This window comes from Methylobacter sp. (genome assembly GCF_023227905.1).
Classification (GTDB): Bacteria; Pseudomonadota; Gammaproteobacteria; order Methylococcales; family Methylomonadaceae; genus Methylobacter_A.
The window spans coordinates 1-15,567 of sequence record NZ_JALOCF010000076.1; the positions used below are offsets into that span (position 1 = coordinate 1).

The 15,567-nt window shown below is 51.7% G+C and carries 15 protein-coding genes; 3 read left to right on the forward strand and 12 right to left on the reverse strand.

The window, feature by feature from the left end; translation table 11 throughout:
* Positions 1 to 249: 249 nt before the first annotated feature.
* Both M0R47_RS19950 and M0R47_RS19955 read left to right on the forward strand, forming a co-directional pair.
* Positions 250 to 975, forward strand: coding sequence for a hypothetical protein (locus M0R47_RS19950; protein ID WP_292558114.1), 726 nt, complete (start codon positions 250 to 252; stop codon positions 973 to 975).
* Between the two features lie 64 nt (positions 976 to 1,039).
* Entirely contained in the window at positions 1,040 to 1,312 is a 273-nt protein-coding gene (locus M0R47_RS19955) for a hypothetical protein (protein WP_292558115.1), read from the forward strand.
* 478 nt (positions 1,313 to 1,790) lie between these two features.
* Here the strand turns inward: M0R47_RS19955 and M0R47_RS19960 are convergent, their stop codons facing one another.
* The 10 genes from M0R47_RS19960 to M0R47_RS20005 all read right to left on the reverse strand — a co-directional run bounded on the left by M0R47_RS19960 (position 1,791) and on the right by M0R47_RS20005 (position 12,519).
* Positions 1,791 to 1,976, reverse strand: coding sequence for a hypothetical protein (locus tag M0R47_RS19960; RefSeq protein ID WP_292558116.1), 186 nt, complete (start codon positions 1,974 to 1,976; stop codon positions 1,791 to 1,793).
* 10 nt (positions 1,977 to 1,986) lie between these two features.
* A complete protein-coding gene (locus M0R47_RS19965) occupies positions 1,987 to 2,607 on the reverse strand; it encodes a redoxin domain-containing protein (protein WP_292558117.1) in 621 nt (206 codons plus the stop codon).
* A gap of 84 nt (positions 2,608 to 2,691) precedes the next feature.
* Positions 2,692 to 4,815, reverse strand: a complete 2,124-nt coding sequence (locus tag M0R47_RS19970; protein WP_292558118.1) for a protein-disulfide reductase DsbD domain-containing protein — start codon at positions 4,813 to 4,815, stop codon at positions 2,692 to 2,694.
* A gap of 34 nt (positions 4,816 to 4,849) precedes the next feature.
* The gene (locus M0R47_RS19975; RefSeq protein WP_292558119.1) at positions 4,850 to 5,416 is read right to left on the reverse strand and encodes a heme-binding protein; all 567 of its coding nucleotides are present in this window, start codon (positions 5,414 to 5,416) and stop codon (positions 4,850 to 4,852) included.
* A 9-nt stretch (positions 5,417 to 5,425) separates the two neighbouring features.
* A complete protein-coding gene (locus M0R47_RS19980) occupies positions 5,426 to 6,316 on the reverse strand; it encodes a dienelactone hydrolase family protein (protein ID WP_292558120.1) in 891 nt (296 codons plus the stop codon).
* A gap of 235 nt (positions 6,317 to 6,551) precedes the next feature.
* Positions 6,552 to 7,517: an SMP-30/gluconolactonase/LRE family protein gene (locus M0R47_RS19985; RefSeq protein ID WP_292558121.1), complete on the reverse strand. Its 966-nt coding sequence runs from the start codon at positions 7,515 to 7,517 to the stop codon at positions 6,552 to 6,554.
* A gap of 47 nt (positions 7,518 to 7,564) precedes the next feature.
* Positions 7,565 to 10,258 carry a TonB-dependent receptor gene (locus M0R47_RS19990; RefSeq protein ID WP_292558122.1) on the reverse strand — a complete coding sequence of 898 codons (2,694 nt, stop codon included), beginning with the start codon at positions 10,256 to 10,258 and terminating at the stop codon, positions 7,565 to 7,567.
* 119 nt (positions 10,259 to 10,377) lie between these two features.
* A complete protein-coding gene (locus tag M0R47_RS19995) occupies positions 10,378 to 10,794 on the reverse strand; it encodes a biopolymer transporter ExbD (RefSeq protein WP_292558123.1) in 417 nt (138 codons plus the stop codon).
* Positions 10,794 to 11,687 (reverse strand): MotA/TolQ/ExbB proton channel family protein, encoded by an 894-nt coding sequence (locus M0R47_RS20000; protein ID WP_366513258.1) that lies wholly within the window; start codon positions 11,685 to 11,687, stop codon positions 10,794 to 10,796. Before M0R47_RS20000 ends, M0R47_RS19995 begins: the two co-directional genes overlap by 1 nt.
* Positions 11,688 to 11,697: 10 nt before the next feature.
* Positions 11,698 to 12,519, reverse strand: a complete 822-nt coding sequence (locus tag M0R47_RS20005; RefSeq protein ID WP_292558124.1) for an energy transducer TonB — start codon at positions 12,517 to 12,519, stop codon at positions 11,698 to 11,700.
* Positions 12,520 to 12,738: 219 nt separating this feature from the next.
* Here M0R47_RS20005 and M0R47_RS20010 point away from each other — a divergent pair, with 219 nt between their 5' ends.
* Positions 12,739 to 13,071, forward strand: a complete 333-nt coding sequence (locus tag M0R47_RS20010) for a hypothetical protein (RefSeq protein WP_292558125.1) — start codon at positions 12,739 to 12,741, stop codon at positions 13,069 to 13,071.
* 179 nt (positions 13,072 to 13,250) lie between these two features.
* Here the strand turns inward: M0R47_RS20010 and M0R47_RS20015 are convergent, their stop codons facing one another.
* A complete protein-coding gene (locus tag M0R47_RS20015; RefSeq protein WP_292558126.1) occupies positions 13,251 to 13,517 on the reverse strand; it encodes a hypothetical protein in 267 nt (88 codons plus the stop codon).
* 252 nt (positions 13,518 to 13,769) lie between these two features.
* Positions 13,770 to 15,248 (reverse strand): efflux transporter outer membrane subunit, encoded by a 1,479-nt coding sequence (locus M0R47_RS20020; RefSeq protein WP_292558127.1) that lies wholly within the window; start codon positions 15,246 to 15,248, stop codon positions 13,770 to 13,772.
* Positions 15,249 to 15,567: the final 319 nt, after the last annotated feature.

Sequence of the window (15,567 nt, forward strand, 5' to 3'; positions counted from 1 at the left end):
CGGTTTCCTCCCTCGAGGCTTGTCCGACGCCTGCCCGCCCAGTTCTGTCGCATCTTGCCGCCTTGCGCAGGAGGGCAGACATCTGACAACCCTTAACAATTTGCGACGGTCACGAATGGCAACTTTCCGGTAAGCAATTTAGTCATTACGTACAGTCTCTGAAACCAACGCATTCTCAAATAAAAAACATTCAAATAATTATGTAACATTGTTACAATACTTCCTGAGATTAATTTTTGGAGCCCCGTCATGCCTGTCATAAGAATTTCAGATGAATTGTTTTCACGGTTAGAAGCTTACGCCGTTGGGTTTGATACTCCTGCTGCGGTGATTGAACGATTGCTAAATGAGCATGAAAATAAAGCTGATAGCGAAACTAATGACGAGCAATTCAATAATTCATCAGAGAACGAAGTTACTGTAATACATGATGAAATATTTCAGTTTCTCTTGGATTATAAAGAGCATAATCCTGATTTTTATTTTATGCCTAGACAAAAAGGTAAAAGGTTAGAAGATGGATATTGGTTTCCTGGTGATGAAAATTACCTAGTAATTGGTTTTTATACAGGCCCAGATGATTTCAATAAAACACCAAACATTACTTTTCAGATATATTTAAGTAATCACTATCTACGAGCCTTGAATCGCACACAAGTTCCTACTTGTGTTATACAGCTATCGAATACACCAAGATCTAAAGGATGGGTTTCAAAAAGGCCTGTTATTGAAAAAATTATAGAAAAGTTAGGTGGGTTTGAAGTTAATCGCATTACTGACGGTTTTGATGCAAGATGGAATCGTTATTATGATTCTAAAGACTATTTGAAATGTCTTGAAGAATTTCTGACCAAAGACAAACCTGTTATCGATGACATTATTAGGATGGAAGCAAATCCTGAAATTGGATTTTTAGATAAGAAAAAAGCTGACGATAAAATAAACAATATAGTCAACCGTAGAAATAGCAATTAAGGCGATACTATCCTCCTATTTGCCATCAAAGATTCTATTTGGTTTATTTAAAGGGAAATTCAATATGATTCAACTGATAATTATATATTTGATCGTCGCTTATCTTGCAAGCTGGTGGCCATTTGAAGAACAAATATGGCAAGGATATGTATACCCAAATAGCAATAACCTTCTTATAGACAAATACGTAGGTGCTTATAAGACACTTGAAGAATGCAGAGCTGCTTCAGTTGCAATGCTTGATAATCTTAATTCTCGGGAAAAAGGTGATTATGAATGTGGTCTAAATTGTAAACCCAAAGATGGTTTAAATATTTGTGATAAAACTGAGCGTTAAAATCAATAATCATTAAACTTCTGCGAGCCATTTGTCCAGTTGTAGGTTAAGCAATTCTCAACGGCCGTTGCTTGTCACGAACGACCTTTATCGGGCGGCGAATTTGAATGATCGTATGTCCATTCAGGGTCGAAGTTTGCCTTTCACCATCCACCCCTGCCAAGTGTCTGCTATATGGCCGTAAGAAGTAGACTCGTTTCCTGATGTCTTGGATACCCACAAAGAAAATGCCCGGTTAGGAAACTAGCTCGGCGTTTTTTGGCATCAAATGATACTCACACTTTTAGAGTGGCTAGTGAAATAGGAGGTCTGTTTATAGGACGTGAACCTGCTATAGGAAGACATACTTGTCTCAAACGATAAAAAAACTGGAAATCAATCCTTCGACTTCCAGCAGACACACACATTTTATTTATCGCGAATACGATAGTTGTCGCGACAGCTCTTACAGGCTTTGCCGAACTGATCCTTGATCGCTTCAATACCGCTTATCGCGTTTAAGGTGTGGAGGTTTCCAGCCGACGCATTTATCGGTTCCGGCACCGTAAAGCGCGCTCAAACCGGAATCGGCAGTTGCGGCAATGATGTTGTCCATAACTAAGACCTGTTCCTTGTTAAAAGTTTCAGAATGATCAACGCCTCCTTCCTTCATGATGACTGACACACGCATTCCATTAACTCGCGTATTTCACCGTGCAACCGTAAGGTTTGGTGCTGGACTTGGTGATGCTCTTGCCGGCAGCCAGCTCTTTCAACGCTGCGCTGATGTAGTTTTCCGCTTTCGCGATATCCGCTTTGTCGGCCGAAGGGATACTGTCTATGCCGCCTTTATAAAGCAGTACGCCTTCGGGATTGATGATGAAGAACTGCGGAGTGTTGGTTGCCGCATAGAGTTTGCCGATGGTGCCTTCGGGATCGAACACGGTATGGGTTGGCGTGGCGCCACGATCAGCATTCAGCTTTTTAGCGGTATCGCCGTCAACATGGCCTTGTTTGCCCGGCGCCGAAGAAATGACTTGCAGCCACACTATGCCTTGCTCCGCCGCCTGTTTTTGCAAACCCTGGATATTCCCGGATTCGTAATGTTTTTTCACGAACGGACACTCGTGATTGGTCCATTCCAGGATCACGGTTTTGCCGTGTAAATCGGCCAGGTTAATGGTTTTGCCGTCGGCTGTAGCACCGGAAAACACTGGAGCCGGCTGGTTCACAATAGGCTCGGCATGCGCAGTAGCGGCGGCAAAAATAAACATTAAACCCGCTAAAAAGGATTGGGAAAAACGATTGGCTAACATGATAACTCCTTCAAAATTAATAACAGAACAGTTGTTTTTGAATAACGCTTTCAAGCTCGACTCTCTAAATCATGCTCAACTCCTTCATTGTTTAAAGGCTATAGCCGGGGCCGCGACGGCTTGGGTCACGATTTCAGGCGTCAGTATTTGCGGCAGGATGACAGGGCTCGTCGAAACGCCCGCCGGATAATAGAGATAAAGAGGCACGCCGCTGCGTCCGAACTCGGCAAGAATCCGGGTGATTTCAGGATCGCGGTTAGTCCAGTCGCCTTTCAGATAGGTAATGCCGGCATGCTTAAACGCATCGATAACCGCATCCTGGCTCAATGCGACCTTTTCATTCACCAGGCAACTGATGCACCAGGCCGCGGTAAAATTAATAAATACCGGTTTGCCTTGATCGCGTAATTCCTTAAGACGGGCCGGGGCATAAGGCTGCCACTGCCTGTCCGCTGTTTCGGCGTTTGCGACCGCAACAGCCGATGCAGGGGTTTGGACGCCAAAATATCCGCCGAATAACGCCGCACTCAGCAACAGCGCGGAAAACCCCAAGCCGGTGCGTTGCGCGGTTTTTGCCGAGTACTTGGTGATTTCATAAAGCCAGGCGGCAAACGCAATCGCCACCATGCCGCCCAATGCGACCACAATCGAATTGATGCCGGACTGTTGCGCCAGAACCCACACCAGCCACACCGCGGCTGCATACATCGGGAAAGCCATGCCCTGTTTCAAGCGATCCATCCAGACGCCGGGTTTCGGCAGCCGGCGCTGCAATGACGGCCAATTGCTCAACAATAAATAAGGCAACGCCAGACCCAAGCCCAAACTGAGAAAAACCGCCAACAGCACCACCGGCGGCTGGCTGAGCGCAAACCCCACCGCCGCGCCCATGAAAGGCGCAGTGCAAGGTGTGGCGACGATGGTTGCCAGCACGCCGGTAAAAAAGCTTCCGGAATACCCCGAACGTCCGGCCAACGATGAGCCGACGCCGGCAACCGAACTGCCGATGCTGAAAACGCCGGACAAACTAAGCCCGACCGTAAACATCAAATAAGCCACAGCCAGCACAAACAACGGCGATTGGAATTGAAATCCCCAGCCGATCTCGGCTCCGCCGGCTTTCAACGCAATCAGGATCACACCGAGCAACAAGAAACTCGCCAGTATCCCCAGCGTGTAAGCCAAGCCATGCAGCTTGGTCTGTCTGGGTTCGTGCCGGGCATGCTTGATTAAAGCGAGCGCTTTGATCGACAGCACCGGAAAAACGCAGGGCATCAGGTTCAATATCATGCCGCCCAACAACGCCAACAGCATCGCGGATGCCAGCACTAACTTAGACTCTGTCTTGGCCGGAGCGCTATCTGAGCCTGCAACATCGACAATATAACCGCGCGTTACCGAGTCGCTGCCGGTACCCTCGGTCACAACCAAAACACCGGTCAGATTGGTCCCCGAAGGCAGCGGCGCGTCACCGGACTTCAGTTGTAACTCGACGGTATCGCCGGCAATGTGACGGGGCTGATCCGCACCGTGAGAAACCCGGCCCCAGTCATCAGGGAAAAACCAAATATTGCCGATGGATGCAGACTGCTGCCCGAGGCCTTTAATTTTCAATACCAAGGCGTTGTCGCTATGCTCCAGGCTGATCTGCCAGGGGCTTGCCACCGGCAAACCGACGCAGGCCGTTTCGATCAGCGGACTGCCGCGGCCTACGTCGGCGTCGGGCAACACAACCCGCAGATCAAGCGCCAATTCAACTTCCTGCGGGATGCACTCTTCCTCGCAGACCAGCCACTTTACTTTGGCTTTGACGGGAAATACGCCACCGGCCGCAATGTTGTCCGGCACCTTAATCCTGGAAAGCAATGTGACCTGGTTTGAATAGCCGTAATTTGTCACCGGCCCCGTGGTGATCCGCTCCGGGGTCGGCCATTGAATTTCGCCCACAGACGCACCGGCCGGAAGCTCATAGTCTATGCGCGTAGCCAATCCCGAATCGCCGGGATTTTTCCAGTAGGTATGCCAATGCGGAATAATCCGTTGCTGCACGCCTACCAGAATCTCGTCTCCGGGATGCACGGCATCGGCGGAAGCGACTAGTTGCGCCTTGACCTGCTCGGTAGCGGCTTCGTATGAACTGGCCTGAGCTTGAAAACAGCCCAGCAGCAAAGAAACAGCCGCCGCGAAAGAAATGCGAGTTACAGACATGATTTGTTTACCAATTGTTTGCAGCAGTAAAGCTTCATTTCGGCCGCGCTTCGATCTTGTCGATTCCGGCCAACGCGCATTCCTCGTCGATCTTTGCGCCACCTACGCCGATAGCGCCGATAATTTCATCGCCGTTCTTGAGCAGCACTCCGCCGGGACGCGCGTTGTAATTTGAATTGGCCGCGATTTTTTCAGCCAGCGCCTTGTCGGTCTCTTTTTGTATGAATAACTGGCTGGTAGCCGTTTTGAAATGCAGCGCGGTAACCGCCTTATTGGTGCTAGACAACACGCCTCTTTCGGAAGCGCCATCGGCTGCCAGCAGCACTTTCAGAACGCCCGCGGAATCAACCACGCTGACGCCGGCTTTCTGATCCTTGTCCAGACAGGCTTCAATGGCCGCCGTTGCCGATTCGACAGCTGACTCCAGGGTGGGCCCATGCGCTGCCGGTACCGGCGGTTTTTTAGTGGCATCATTATGGTTGGGCGCAGGATCAGCGGCCAAGGCATTGACTGACACTGTCAGCAACGCTAATGCCGACACTTTCCACCAGGAAAAATGACTGGAAATGTTGTTGGTGATACTTATTTTTGTATTAAACATGGATTGTTCCTAACTACGGAGATGGGCATTAAAAAAACCGATGGTGCGCTGCCATGCCAAGTTTGCGGCGGCCTCGTCGTAACGCGGCGTGGTGTCGTTGTTGAAGCCGTGCTGCACGCCCGGATAAATGTGGGCTTCATAGCTGATGCCGGAAGCTTTCAGGGCCGCCTCGTAAGCCGGCCAGCCGGCGTTGACGCGTTCGTCTTGCCCGGCGTAATGCAGCAACAGCGGCGCCTTGATTTTTGCGGTGTCTTCCGCTGACGGCTGGCTGCCGTAGAAAGGCACGGCGGCAGCCAGACCGGGAAGCCGCGTCGCCAGGAAGTTGACAATGCCGCCGCCGTAACAAAAACCGACCGCACCGACTTTGCCGTTGCCTTCGGGCAGGTTTTTCAGCAGGTCGGCGGCGGCGAGAAAATCGGCACGGGTTTTGGTTTGATCCAGATTTTTAAACAGATCGCGCGCTTTATCCTCATCGCCCGGATAGCCGCCCAACGGGAACAGCGCGTCGGGAGCGAAAGCAATGAAATTATCCAGTGCAATGCGCCGAGTTATATCCTCGATATGCGGATTGAGGCCCCGGTTTTCATGCACGACCAGCACGGTCGGCAGTTTTCCGGTGAATTGCGCAGGCTGAACCAGATAGCCGCGAATCTTGCCGTAACCTGATGGCGAAGGATATTCGACATAGGTCGCTGAAATGCGCGGATCATCCAGGGCTATCTGCTGGGCTTCGGCAAAACGCGGATTCAATGCCTCGAGCAGGCCCTCCGCAGTCAGGCCGATCAGCGTGAATTTTGCGGCCGACGCCAAAAATCCCCGGCGAGAGATATCGCCGTGGACATATTTATCGAACAAACTCAGCACTTCAGGGTTGAAGTCTTTAGCTGTTTTGCGTGTCATATAATTTCCTTAATTGAGAGTCGTGCTATTAATTGGTAAATATTCAGCGAATCAGAAAACCTATAAATCGCTGAGAGGACAGCCCCCTCTCCTGATGGAGAGGGTTGGGGAGAGGAGATACAACAAGCAAGTGCTTTTTTAATTCCCCTCACCCTACCCTCTCCCACTGGAGAGGGGGGTTGTGCTTCGCGCTGAATAGTTGCCTTAATTGAAAAGAGTTCGTCACGCCCTTTTACTATTTCGCACGGCCTTTAAATCCAGAGGTCAGCACATTGACCTTGTAAGCTGCGCCGCGGCCAACCACATAAAGCGTTTTTTTATCGGCACCTGCAAAAGCCAAATTCTGCGGCTTTTGCGGAATAGGGATAATGCCCAACGCCTGGCCTTTCTCATCGAATACCTCGACCCCGGCATTCGACGCCACATACAGCCTGCCCTGATCGTCAACGGCCAGGCCGTCGGCGCCGCTGGAAGGTCCTTTATCCGTTTGGGCAAAGCCGGCTAGCTTGGCAAAATCCCACTTGCCGCTGATGGCTCCGTCCGCGGCAATATCGTAGGCAAGCACGTATTCACCAGCCGTATTCGCGACGTAGAGCACTTTTTCATCGCGGCTCAGCTGCACGCCGTTAGGCCGCTCAATGTCAGTCGCGACCAGCTTCAATGCACCGTCAGGCGTGATGTAATAAAGCCCCGCTTTCGATGCCGGCGGATTAGGGTTTTCAGCGGACGGACGTGTTCCTATATCGGTAAAATAGACGCCGCCTTTTTTATCCAGCACCAGATCGTTCGGACGCTGAAAAGCCTGTCCTTCAAAATTCTCGGCCAAGGTTTTTTCCCTGCCCTTCGGAAAGACGATGCCTACCCTGGGGTTAAGGTTTTGCACGGCAATGAGGTCGCCGTTCGGGCTTAACGCCAGTCCGTTGGAGCCGTTACTGTTTTCCAGATAACTTGTTACTTTGTTATCCGGGGTAATCCGGACAATCCGGTTGGCTTTGGTTTCGGTGAACAGGACACTGCCGTCAGGCAAGCCGAGTGGGCCTTCCGTACCGTTGAAGCCATCCTTGATGAATTCAACCGGGGTATCCTTGGGCACGACACAGGGGATGTCGGGCGTCATAGATACCTCGGCTTGAGCCGAAGAGGCAATCACCAAAGCGGCTATGATATTGCGCAGGTTTCCGGAAAGAGATTTGTGTAGCATTTTGTTTCTCCAAAGTAGTAAGCGTTTTCTATGATTGTATTAACTGGTTAAAAAGTGGAGCGCAGCACCAGGCCGACATAACGCCGAGCGCCTATCCCGTCATAACCCACCGGATAAGTGCTACTAAAGCCATTGACACTGGTGGTGTATTGGGTGTCGAACACGTTATTGGCAACCAGATTGAGCTCGTATTTGTTTTTCTTGCCAGTCAATAAACCGATACCCACATCGGTGATTTGATAGGCATCCTGCTTACCCCATACCGATAGCAACGATTCAAGATTCTGCTGCGAACGAACGGTAGTGTTCGCCCACGCATGCCCGGTTAAATTTGCAAAACCGAGCGGCTTGTGTAAATCCACTCCAAAAATACCTGTCAATTCAGGCGCAGCCGCCAACCGTTTTCCGGTGTTATCGCAAACAGCCTGAACGGAAGTTGGAATCTCTGCCGGGCAAGTCGCAGTACTCCAATCGGTATAGCGGGCATGGTTGTAAGCACCGCCGAAATTAAACGTCAGATAAGAGGTCGGGTAATAGGCGGAATCGATTTCAACACCCATTAACGTTATTTCAGGGATATTGCCTAACTGGGAACGGTACCCGGTCTGAGTTGTCGCATCGGGCACACTGGTGGTGGCCTGATAGTCGCTGACTGTGGTGTGGTAAAGGTTGGTGTTAAACATTAACTTCTTGTCGAAGAACAGGCTTTTTGCTCCCAGCTCGAAGTCCAGCGATTTCTCCGGTTTAACGTCAATCGTGGTGCCATTCCCGGTATTAAACTGGATAGAGGCGGATTTTTGCCCACCGGCAGCGGAGGCGTATACCATCAAGTCGTCGTTGATCTTGTAACTGGGGTTAGCCAGCCAGGATGTCGACCATTCTTGTGTATCTTGTGCATCTTGACGTCCATACACAGTACCCACCTGTCCCGCGCGTATGGCATCGGCGGTCGCATTGCCGGTCGATGTCAATGCGGAGCCGTCGTAGTTTCGCGCTAGTTTTTCGGCGCTATTGCTCTTGGTTTCAAACGACTCACGTATGCCCAACGTCAGGGTAGCCTTATCCGTCAAGTGCAGGTTCACTTGGTCGAATAGAGCTGCACTATCCGTCGCAGGCGTGGTGATGTCTGATACAAAGACATTGCTCAGCGATGATCTTAAAAATTGTCTGTTAGCCGCGGTATTCAGGGTATTGTATTGGCCGTTGCTTGCGTAGAAGGCCCCGGCATCCTGTCCGTATAAACTTCTGCCCTCGGAACGCGTTTCGGTATGCATCAGGAACAAACCAGTCTGATTATCGACCCACTTAAGAGGTGACCAGGCGTAGCGCAGTTCTTCCGAATACTGTTTGGTATCGACCTTGGTTCCGCCTCTGGAAATGTCGAATTTTGTCTCGTCACTGTCGTTTTTGGCATCGAAATGAAATTCACGATAGGCGGTAACAGAAGTGAGCGTACCCGGACCGATGTCCCAATCCAGTTTCCCTGAAACACCACCATTTTTAGTTGGCAAAGGCTGTGCCTGGCCAATATCGATGTTATTCCATGCGTTATCACCTATGATCGGTTGATAACCACCGAAATAATCGCGTGAAATTCGGCTGGTAAACGTCCGTCCGCCGTTGGCGGTTCTGGACACACCATTGGCGAAACTGGCGGGCTCGAACATCTTGGGTTTGACGTTACTGTTCTCACGCCCTTCCGCGTAGTCCGCATTGAACCTGAACCGAATCTTATCCATAGGGGTAAACAGAAACTGCAATCGGCCGCCATAGCGATTTCTTTCGTTATAAGTACCGCCTTCAGTATTGATATTATGTAAATCGCCATCCTGGGTGTTGATAAACATTGAACCCCGGAAAGCCAGCAAATTATCAATTACAGCATTACTGTAAGAAGCCCTGGCTTTAAAAGCACCCGGTATTACACCGGTCTGTTGATTGCCGCCCACCTCACCTTCAACCGTTCCTTGCTGGTAAAAAGTTGGCGCTTTACTCGAATAGTTAAGCACACCCATGGTGGTATTTTTGCCCATCAGCGTTCCTTGGGGGCCCCTCAACACCTCGACACGATCAAGATCGGTGAAGTCCTGATAAGACATCCCTACATGGCTCAAAAACACGTCATCGACCATGACGCCGACCGCCGGCTCCATGCTGTCGTTGCCACTGGCCTTACCAATACCCCGGATAGCAATACCGGTTCTGCGGCCATTGGGAGTGGTCGCCGTGACACCCGGCGCACGCTTGGTTAAATCCTGAATATCAAAAATTCTATCCCGCTCCAGATTTTTCCCGCTCAATACCGTGATCGGCACCGGCACATCCTGAAGCTTCTCTTCGCGGCGGCGCGAGGTGACCACGACTTCTGACAAATTCTTCGTCTCTTCTACGGCAGGTTTATCTTCTTTGGGCTTTTTGGCTGTCGCAGCAACCGGCGCCACGGCGTTAGCGCTGCCGGAGACCGCTTTTTTAAGCTGCTCGTTTTCCTTTTTTAAGCGCTCAACTTCTGCCGCCAAATTACTGGTATTTCCTTCCGCAAAACTGTAATCAGGGACTAACAGACAGGCTCCTGCTAAAATCATCGCAGCGCCGTTTAAAACGCCCCGATTGCGTATAAGCGCCTCGGGTTTCAATACATTAGCTATTTCGGCGGATAACGTTTGGCTTTTAATCCTGTTCCCTGCCAATGATTTCGGGCTTTTTCTTGCGCTCTGCCGCAACCCTAACTTGTCGATACTCATCTGATTACCCTTTTGTAAATTCCTTCATAAAATAAAATAACTAGGTAAGGCCCTGTTTCTCCGGACAAAGCCTCCCTGACCAGCCCCAAAAGGGCTGGTTTAAACTTTTTTTGTGTTGATTACTTGCCGGGAATCGTCAGAACCGATAACTTGGTAATTCCGGATCGTTCTATCGATGACATCACTTTGGCGACCGTGCCGTATTGCACGGCATCGTCGGCGTTCAGGTTAAGAGCAATCTCAGGATCGGCGGCCTTGCGGGCTAACAGCTCGGCTTCAAAGGCGGCCAAGGCAATCTCGGTTTTGTCGATGAAAACCTTTCCGGTCGCATCGACGCTGATATACACCGCTTCCTTTTCCTCGGGCGGCGCGGTCTCGGCGGTCTTCGGCAAATTGACGTGTACGGCTTGGGTCAATAACGGCGCCGTGACGATAAACACCACCAACAGCACCAGCATCACGTCAACCAGCGGCGTGACGTTGATTTCGCCCATCACGTCATCATCGCCGCCACTGTCTTTTGTACTTATAGCCATCAGATATGTACTCCCTGTGTGTCAAGTTCATCATGGCCGGTTTTAAGGACAGGCTTTTTACCGGCCTCGCTGGCACGTGAAGAGGCGGCCGGACTGGCAACCGGACGTTTGATTAAAAACGAGGTTTTCAAGGCGAGATGGACAAAATCGATCGCGAAGTCGTCAAGAAACGCCCAAATCACCTTGTTGCGGCGAATAAAAAAGTTGTAGCCGATCACCGCAGGCACCGCGACTGCAATGCCGACGGCCGTGGCAATCAGCGCCTCGCCGATCGGACCGGCGACGACATCCAGACTGGCCGACCCGCTTTTACTGATGCTGGTCAGCGCCCCCATAATCCCCCACACCGTGCCGAACAGACCGACGAACGGCGAGATACTGCCAATGGTCGCCAAGATCGCCAAACCGCTTTCCAGCGCGCCGCGCTCTTTCTGCATTTGTTGGCGCAGGCGACGGTCCAGCAGTTCCTGACGATCCCCGGTATGCTCCAGGTCGTGCGTGGTGGTGCCGCCGTCAGCTTCTATCAAGGTAGTGAAGCCAACGCCAGCCACTCTGGCGGCCGGACCCTGGCTGCCCTCCAATGCCGCTGCGGCCTGAAAATCTTGGGCGCCCCAGAATTTCTTGCCGTAAATCTTGTTGTGATGGGCAATCCGCAGATGCTGTATGCCCTTGACCAGTATCAAGGCCCAGGTCGCCACCGAAAAGCCGATTAAAATCCATAACGTGGCATCGACGATTAGCGCCGAGGTAATTTCCGGAGCCGCAGGTGCTCCGCCAGCCGCATTCGCAATATCAGCGCCTGAAACCGGCAGTTGATTAGCGGCCGGTGGAATGGCCGTTGCTGTATTGGCTGCCTGCGGAATGGCCGCAGCAGCCGCTGTTGTTTCTGTCATAACTAAAACCTCACGCTTGTAAATTAAAAGAGATAGGAACCGTAACCCAACCGTCGACCGGGGTTTTGCCGCGCATCGCCGGCACAAAAGACCATTTCTTGACCGTTCTGACCGCTTCATCGTCCAACACCTCTATGTCGCTGGATTTGATGACGCTCACGCTGTCCGGACTGCCGTTAGCGAGCACATGCACCTTCATCAGCACTTTTCCTTCCCAGCCATTGTCCATCGCAACTTCAGGATAAACCGGCGTCGGATTGTTCAGATAGCCGGCCCCTGCGCTCGGCTCGGTCACTTTTTCGGCTGCCGGAGGCGCCGGAGGTGCAGGCGGAGCCGAAACCACCGGCGCATTCGTGTCCGCAACCGGGGCGGGCGACTGAACCGGAGGCGGCTCAACCAGCTTGGGCACGGGTTTGGGCTGCACCTTGGGTTTAGGCGGCTTGTTCAGCGCCACGACTTTTTGCGGCGGAGGCGGCGGTGGCTGAACCACCGGCTTCGGCTGAGGCCGAACAAACGAAATCTGCACCTTGGAAGGAATCTTAACCGGCTCGACCAGTTCTTCCTGTTCAACCGACGAGTGCTTGAAATATTCAACCACGGTGGTGTGCACCAGGATCGACAGCACCCCGATAATCAGGTAATCGATGGCCTTGCTGTCGCGAAAGTCGGCGCCGGATCGAAAATGCCCCAGGGCCACCGCCGCCGAGGAGGCGGACAAGCTTTCCCTCAGCCGGCCGATATCCGGATTGATCGGAACGACATCGGCCCTTTTCCTCTCAGGCGCGAAGGTTGCCGGTTCAAATTTATCAAAAGCCACCACAGGACTATTCATTTGAGTTCTCCCGTTCATTAAAAAATCACCGACCGGGCCGGTTCACGAATGAAGCGGTAGGGAAACCCCATGGGTCGGCTTGAGTTGACACTGACGTTATGAATAGAGCAGGTTCCGTGCCACATCCGGATCAATCTGCAAAAATGCCTGTCAGTCCAGTACGGATAAAAATAAGACCTTGTATTTTAATGGTTTATTTTTTTGACGAATATCCGCTAGATGACCGGCCACTTTGAAATTCAGGGCATTTCCAACCAGCGCTTAATCCGCGACTGCTTGCTGAGCATCAACTTGGAGAAACTTTTGTTACTTGGGTGTTTCCTGATCAACACATCGGAAACGCGATACGCTACTGTGCGGGAAATTTGTAGGCGGTTACCCGCAAAAGAAGACATCCTTAGCGGGCTGGGATTTTCGGTTAAGCTTTGCCTCGGCGATACGCTCCGGGCAATCGAAGAGTTTATGGTACCGAAACGGATTGAAATATTCCTGCGTGAATCAGGACATTGTCCGTGGCGGTTGGATCTGGAAACGGGTCATAAAGCACGCTGACCACAGGTGGTAGGGTACGCATCGCGTACCTTTATTGCTTGAAAAATGGTACGCGGTGCGTACCCTACCTGGCTTAAATTTCCCTTTCCAAGCCCGCTAAATGCGGGCTTTTTTATTGAGGCGGCTAACGTAAAATTAAGGGGCGCATTAGGCGTCCCACTTGAATGATGGGTTAGCACTCACGGCTCACAGACCAACTTGGATTTTTTCATAGCAACCCAGAGCATTGGGCAAACGAGAGCGAGGATCGTCAAGCGACCCAGTAGCCCCTTGGCAAATACAGCAATGGCTGGCCAGTAAAGCCCTAAGAAAAGCATACCAATCAACAATAAAAATGGGGCAAAAAGCCACGGAGAATTATTGATTGTTGAAGTTACATAACCACCGCAAAGCGGACATGCACTATGAGGGGTTGGTGTGAATTGATACCAACGAAGGGTTTCCACGCGTGGCACCTTACGTAAAGAGCGAGTGTGGATAGAGTTGTTACAGTGTGGACACTGCTTAACAAGTGCTGACATAAAAACTGTGTGAATGCTCATAAGTGCTAGCGTAAAATAGACACCTTTTCAGGTGTATATTAAATTTCAACCACCGGTGTATAATGCCGCCCCGGCAATCCGTTAGGCCAGATGCTATAGCAATGAATCATTGATAGCAACCTTTCAGGCCAACTTAAAATACACCTCCCAAACAGATCAATCCACCGGAAATATCAAATAATCCGTCCATTTCCTCTCGCCGCCCGCTTGATCTTCGCTCGGCAGCATCGCCACATTCCAACCGCCGCCCAAGGCTTTGACCAGCTGTACCGAGGCTGACATCCGGTCGCTATGCAGCTGCACGGCGGTCTGCCGGTTGGATAAGGCCACGGTTTGCGCGATTATTACATCCAAATAACTGACTGTTCCGGCCTTATATTGATTGATGATCAGCGCCAATGCCTGGTTGGCGGCGGTGACAGCTTTGTCCTGCACCTGCTTTTCTTCCTCCAGTATCCGCAAGGCGGCCAGATTGTCTTCCACTTCCTGGAAGCCGGTCAGCACCGTTTGCCGGTAAGCGGCGACGCTGGCATCGAAGCTGTCGATAGCTTGCTTGTACTGGGCGTTTTTGGCGCCGCCGTCGAACACCGTCAACGCCGCACCGGCCGGACCCAGCGCCCAGTAGCGTCGGGCCGCGGTGAATAGGGTGTCCAGAGAGGACGATTGATAACCACTGGTGGCGGCCAGGTTCACTGATGGGTAATAAGCGGCTTTGGCTACGCCGATCTGGGCATTGGCGGCGGCCATGCTGCGTTCGGCGACGGCAATGTCCGGGCGCCGTTCCAGCAGCTCCGAAGGCAGGCTGACCGGGATCGACGGCGGCTGTATATTCAGCGGCGCAGGAGCCAATGTCAGTTCAGCCGGCGTCTTGCCGGCCAATACCGCAATCGCATGCTCCAGTTTCGCCCGCTGCACGCCGAGATCGACCGCCTGGGCGCGCGTCGATTCCAGCTGGGTTTCGGCCTGCATCACATCGCTCTTGGCGACCATGCCGACTGCATAGCGGTTTTTGATGATTTGCAAAGTTCTGCTGTAAGCGTCGACGGTTTCATCCAGCAGCGCTTTTTGCGCATCCAAGGCCTTTAGCTGAAAGTAATTATCGGCCAGCGCCGCCTGGCTGGACAGGCGCAATGCCTGCAAGGTGGCGGCGCTGGCCTGTGCGCTGCCGGTGTTGGCTTCAACTTGGCGACGGACGCTGCCCCATAAATCCGGCTCCCAGGCAACCGCTCCGGCGACACCGAACAGATTCCTGACTCCGGACACGGCTACGTTTTGGCCGCTGGCGGCGCGAAAACGGTTGGCCATGCCGGTCAGGTTGAGTATCGGGAAAAAAGCCGATTGCGCTGCCTGCACCAGATGCTGGGCTTGGCGGTATTGCGCCTCGGCCTGGATGATCGACTGGTTGGCGGCGGCAACCTGTTCTTCCAGTTCATTAAGCCGGGTATCGTTGAAAACCTCCCACCATTTGCCGGACAACATAGTGTCGCGCGGCTGGGCCTGCTTCCAGCCTTTGCTTTCCTTGAACTCACTGGTAACTTTTGCCTCCGGGCGGACATAGTCGGGACCTACCGTGCAACCGATCAATTGTGCGGTTAAGAGTGAATAAATCAGGGATTGGCTAATGCGAACTGTCATGTAAGTCTCAGGAATAAGTAACTAACAAAAAATCTTAAAATTCACCACGAAGAACACAGAGAACACGAAGTTTTCTGTGTTTCGGAAGCTAGAGCTCGGGGGGAGCAATTTATCAAAAAGAGCACGAAGAAGTAGCCCGGAATAAAGCCGTCCAGCGTTAAGCGCAGGACGGGCTTACTTTTGCCCTATGGGTATTCCGGCCTTGTATATTAAATACATCTCTAAAACACAGGATTATGTGACACAAAAAAGTTTATAGTGGTAAGTGATTTTCTGGGGAAGCCGATCCGGCCTTAAGCTATGAGCTTGTTTGTAGATA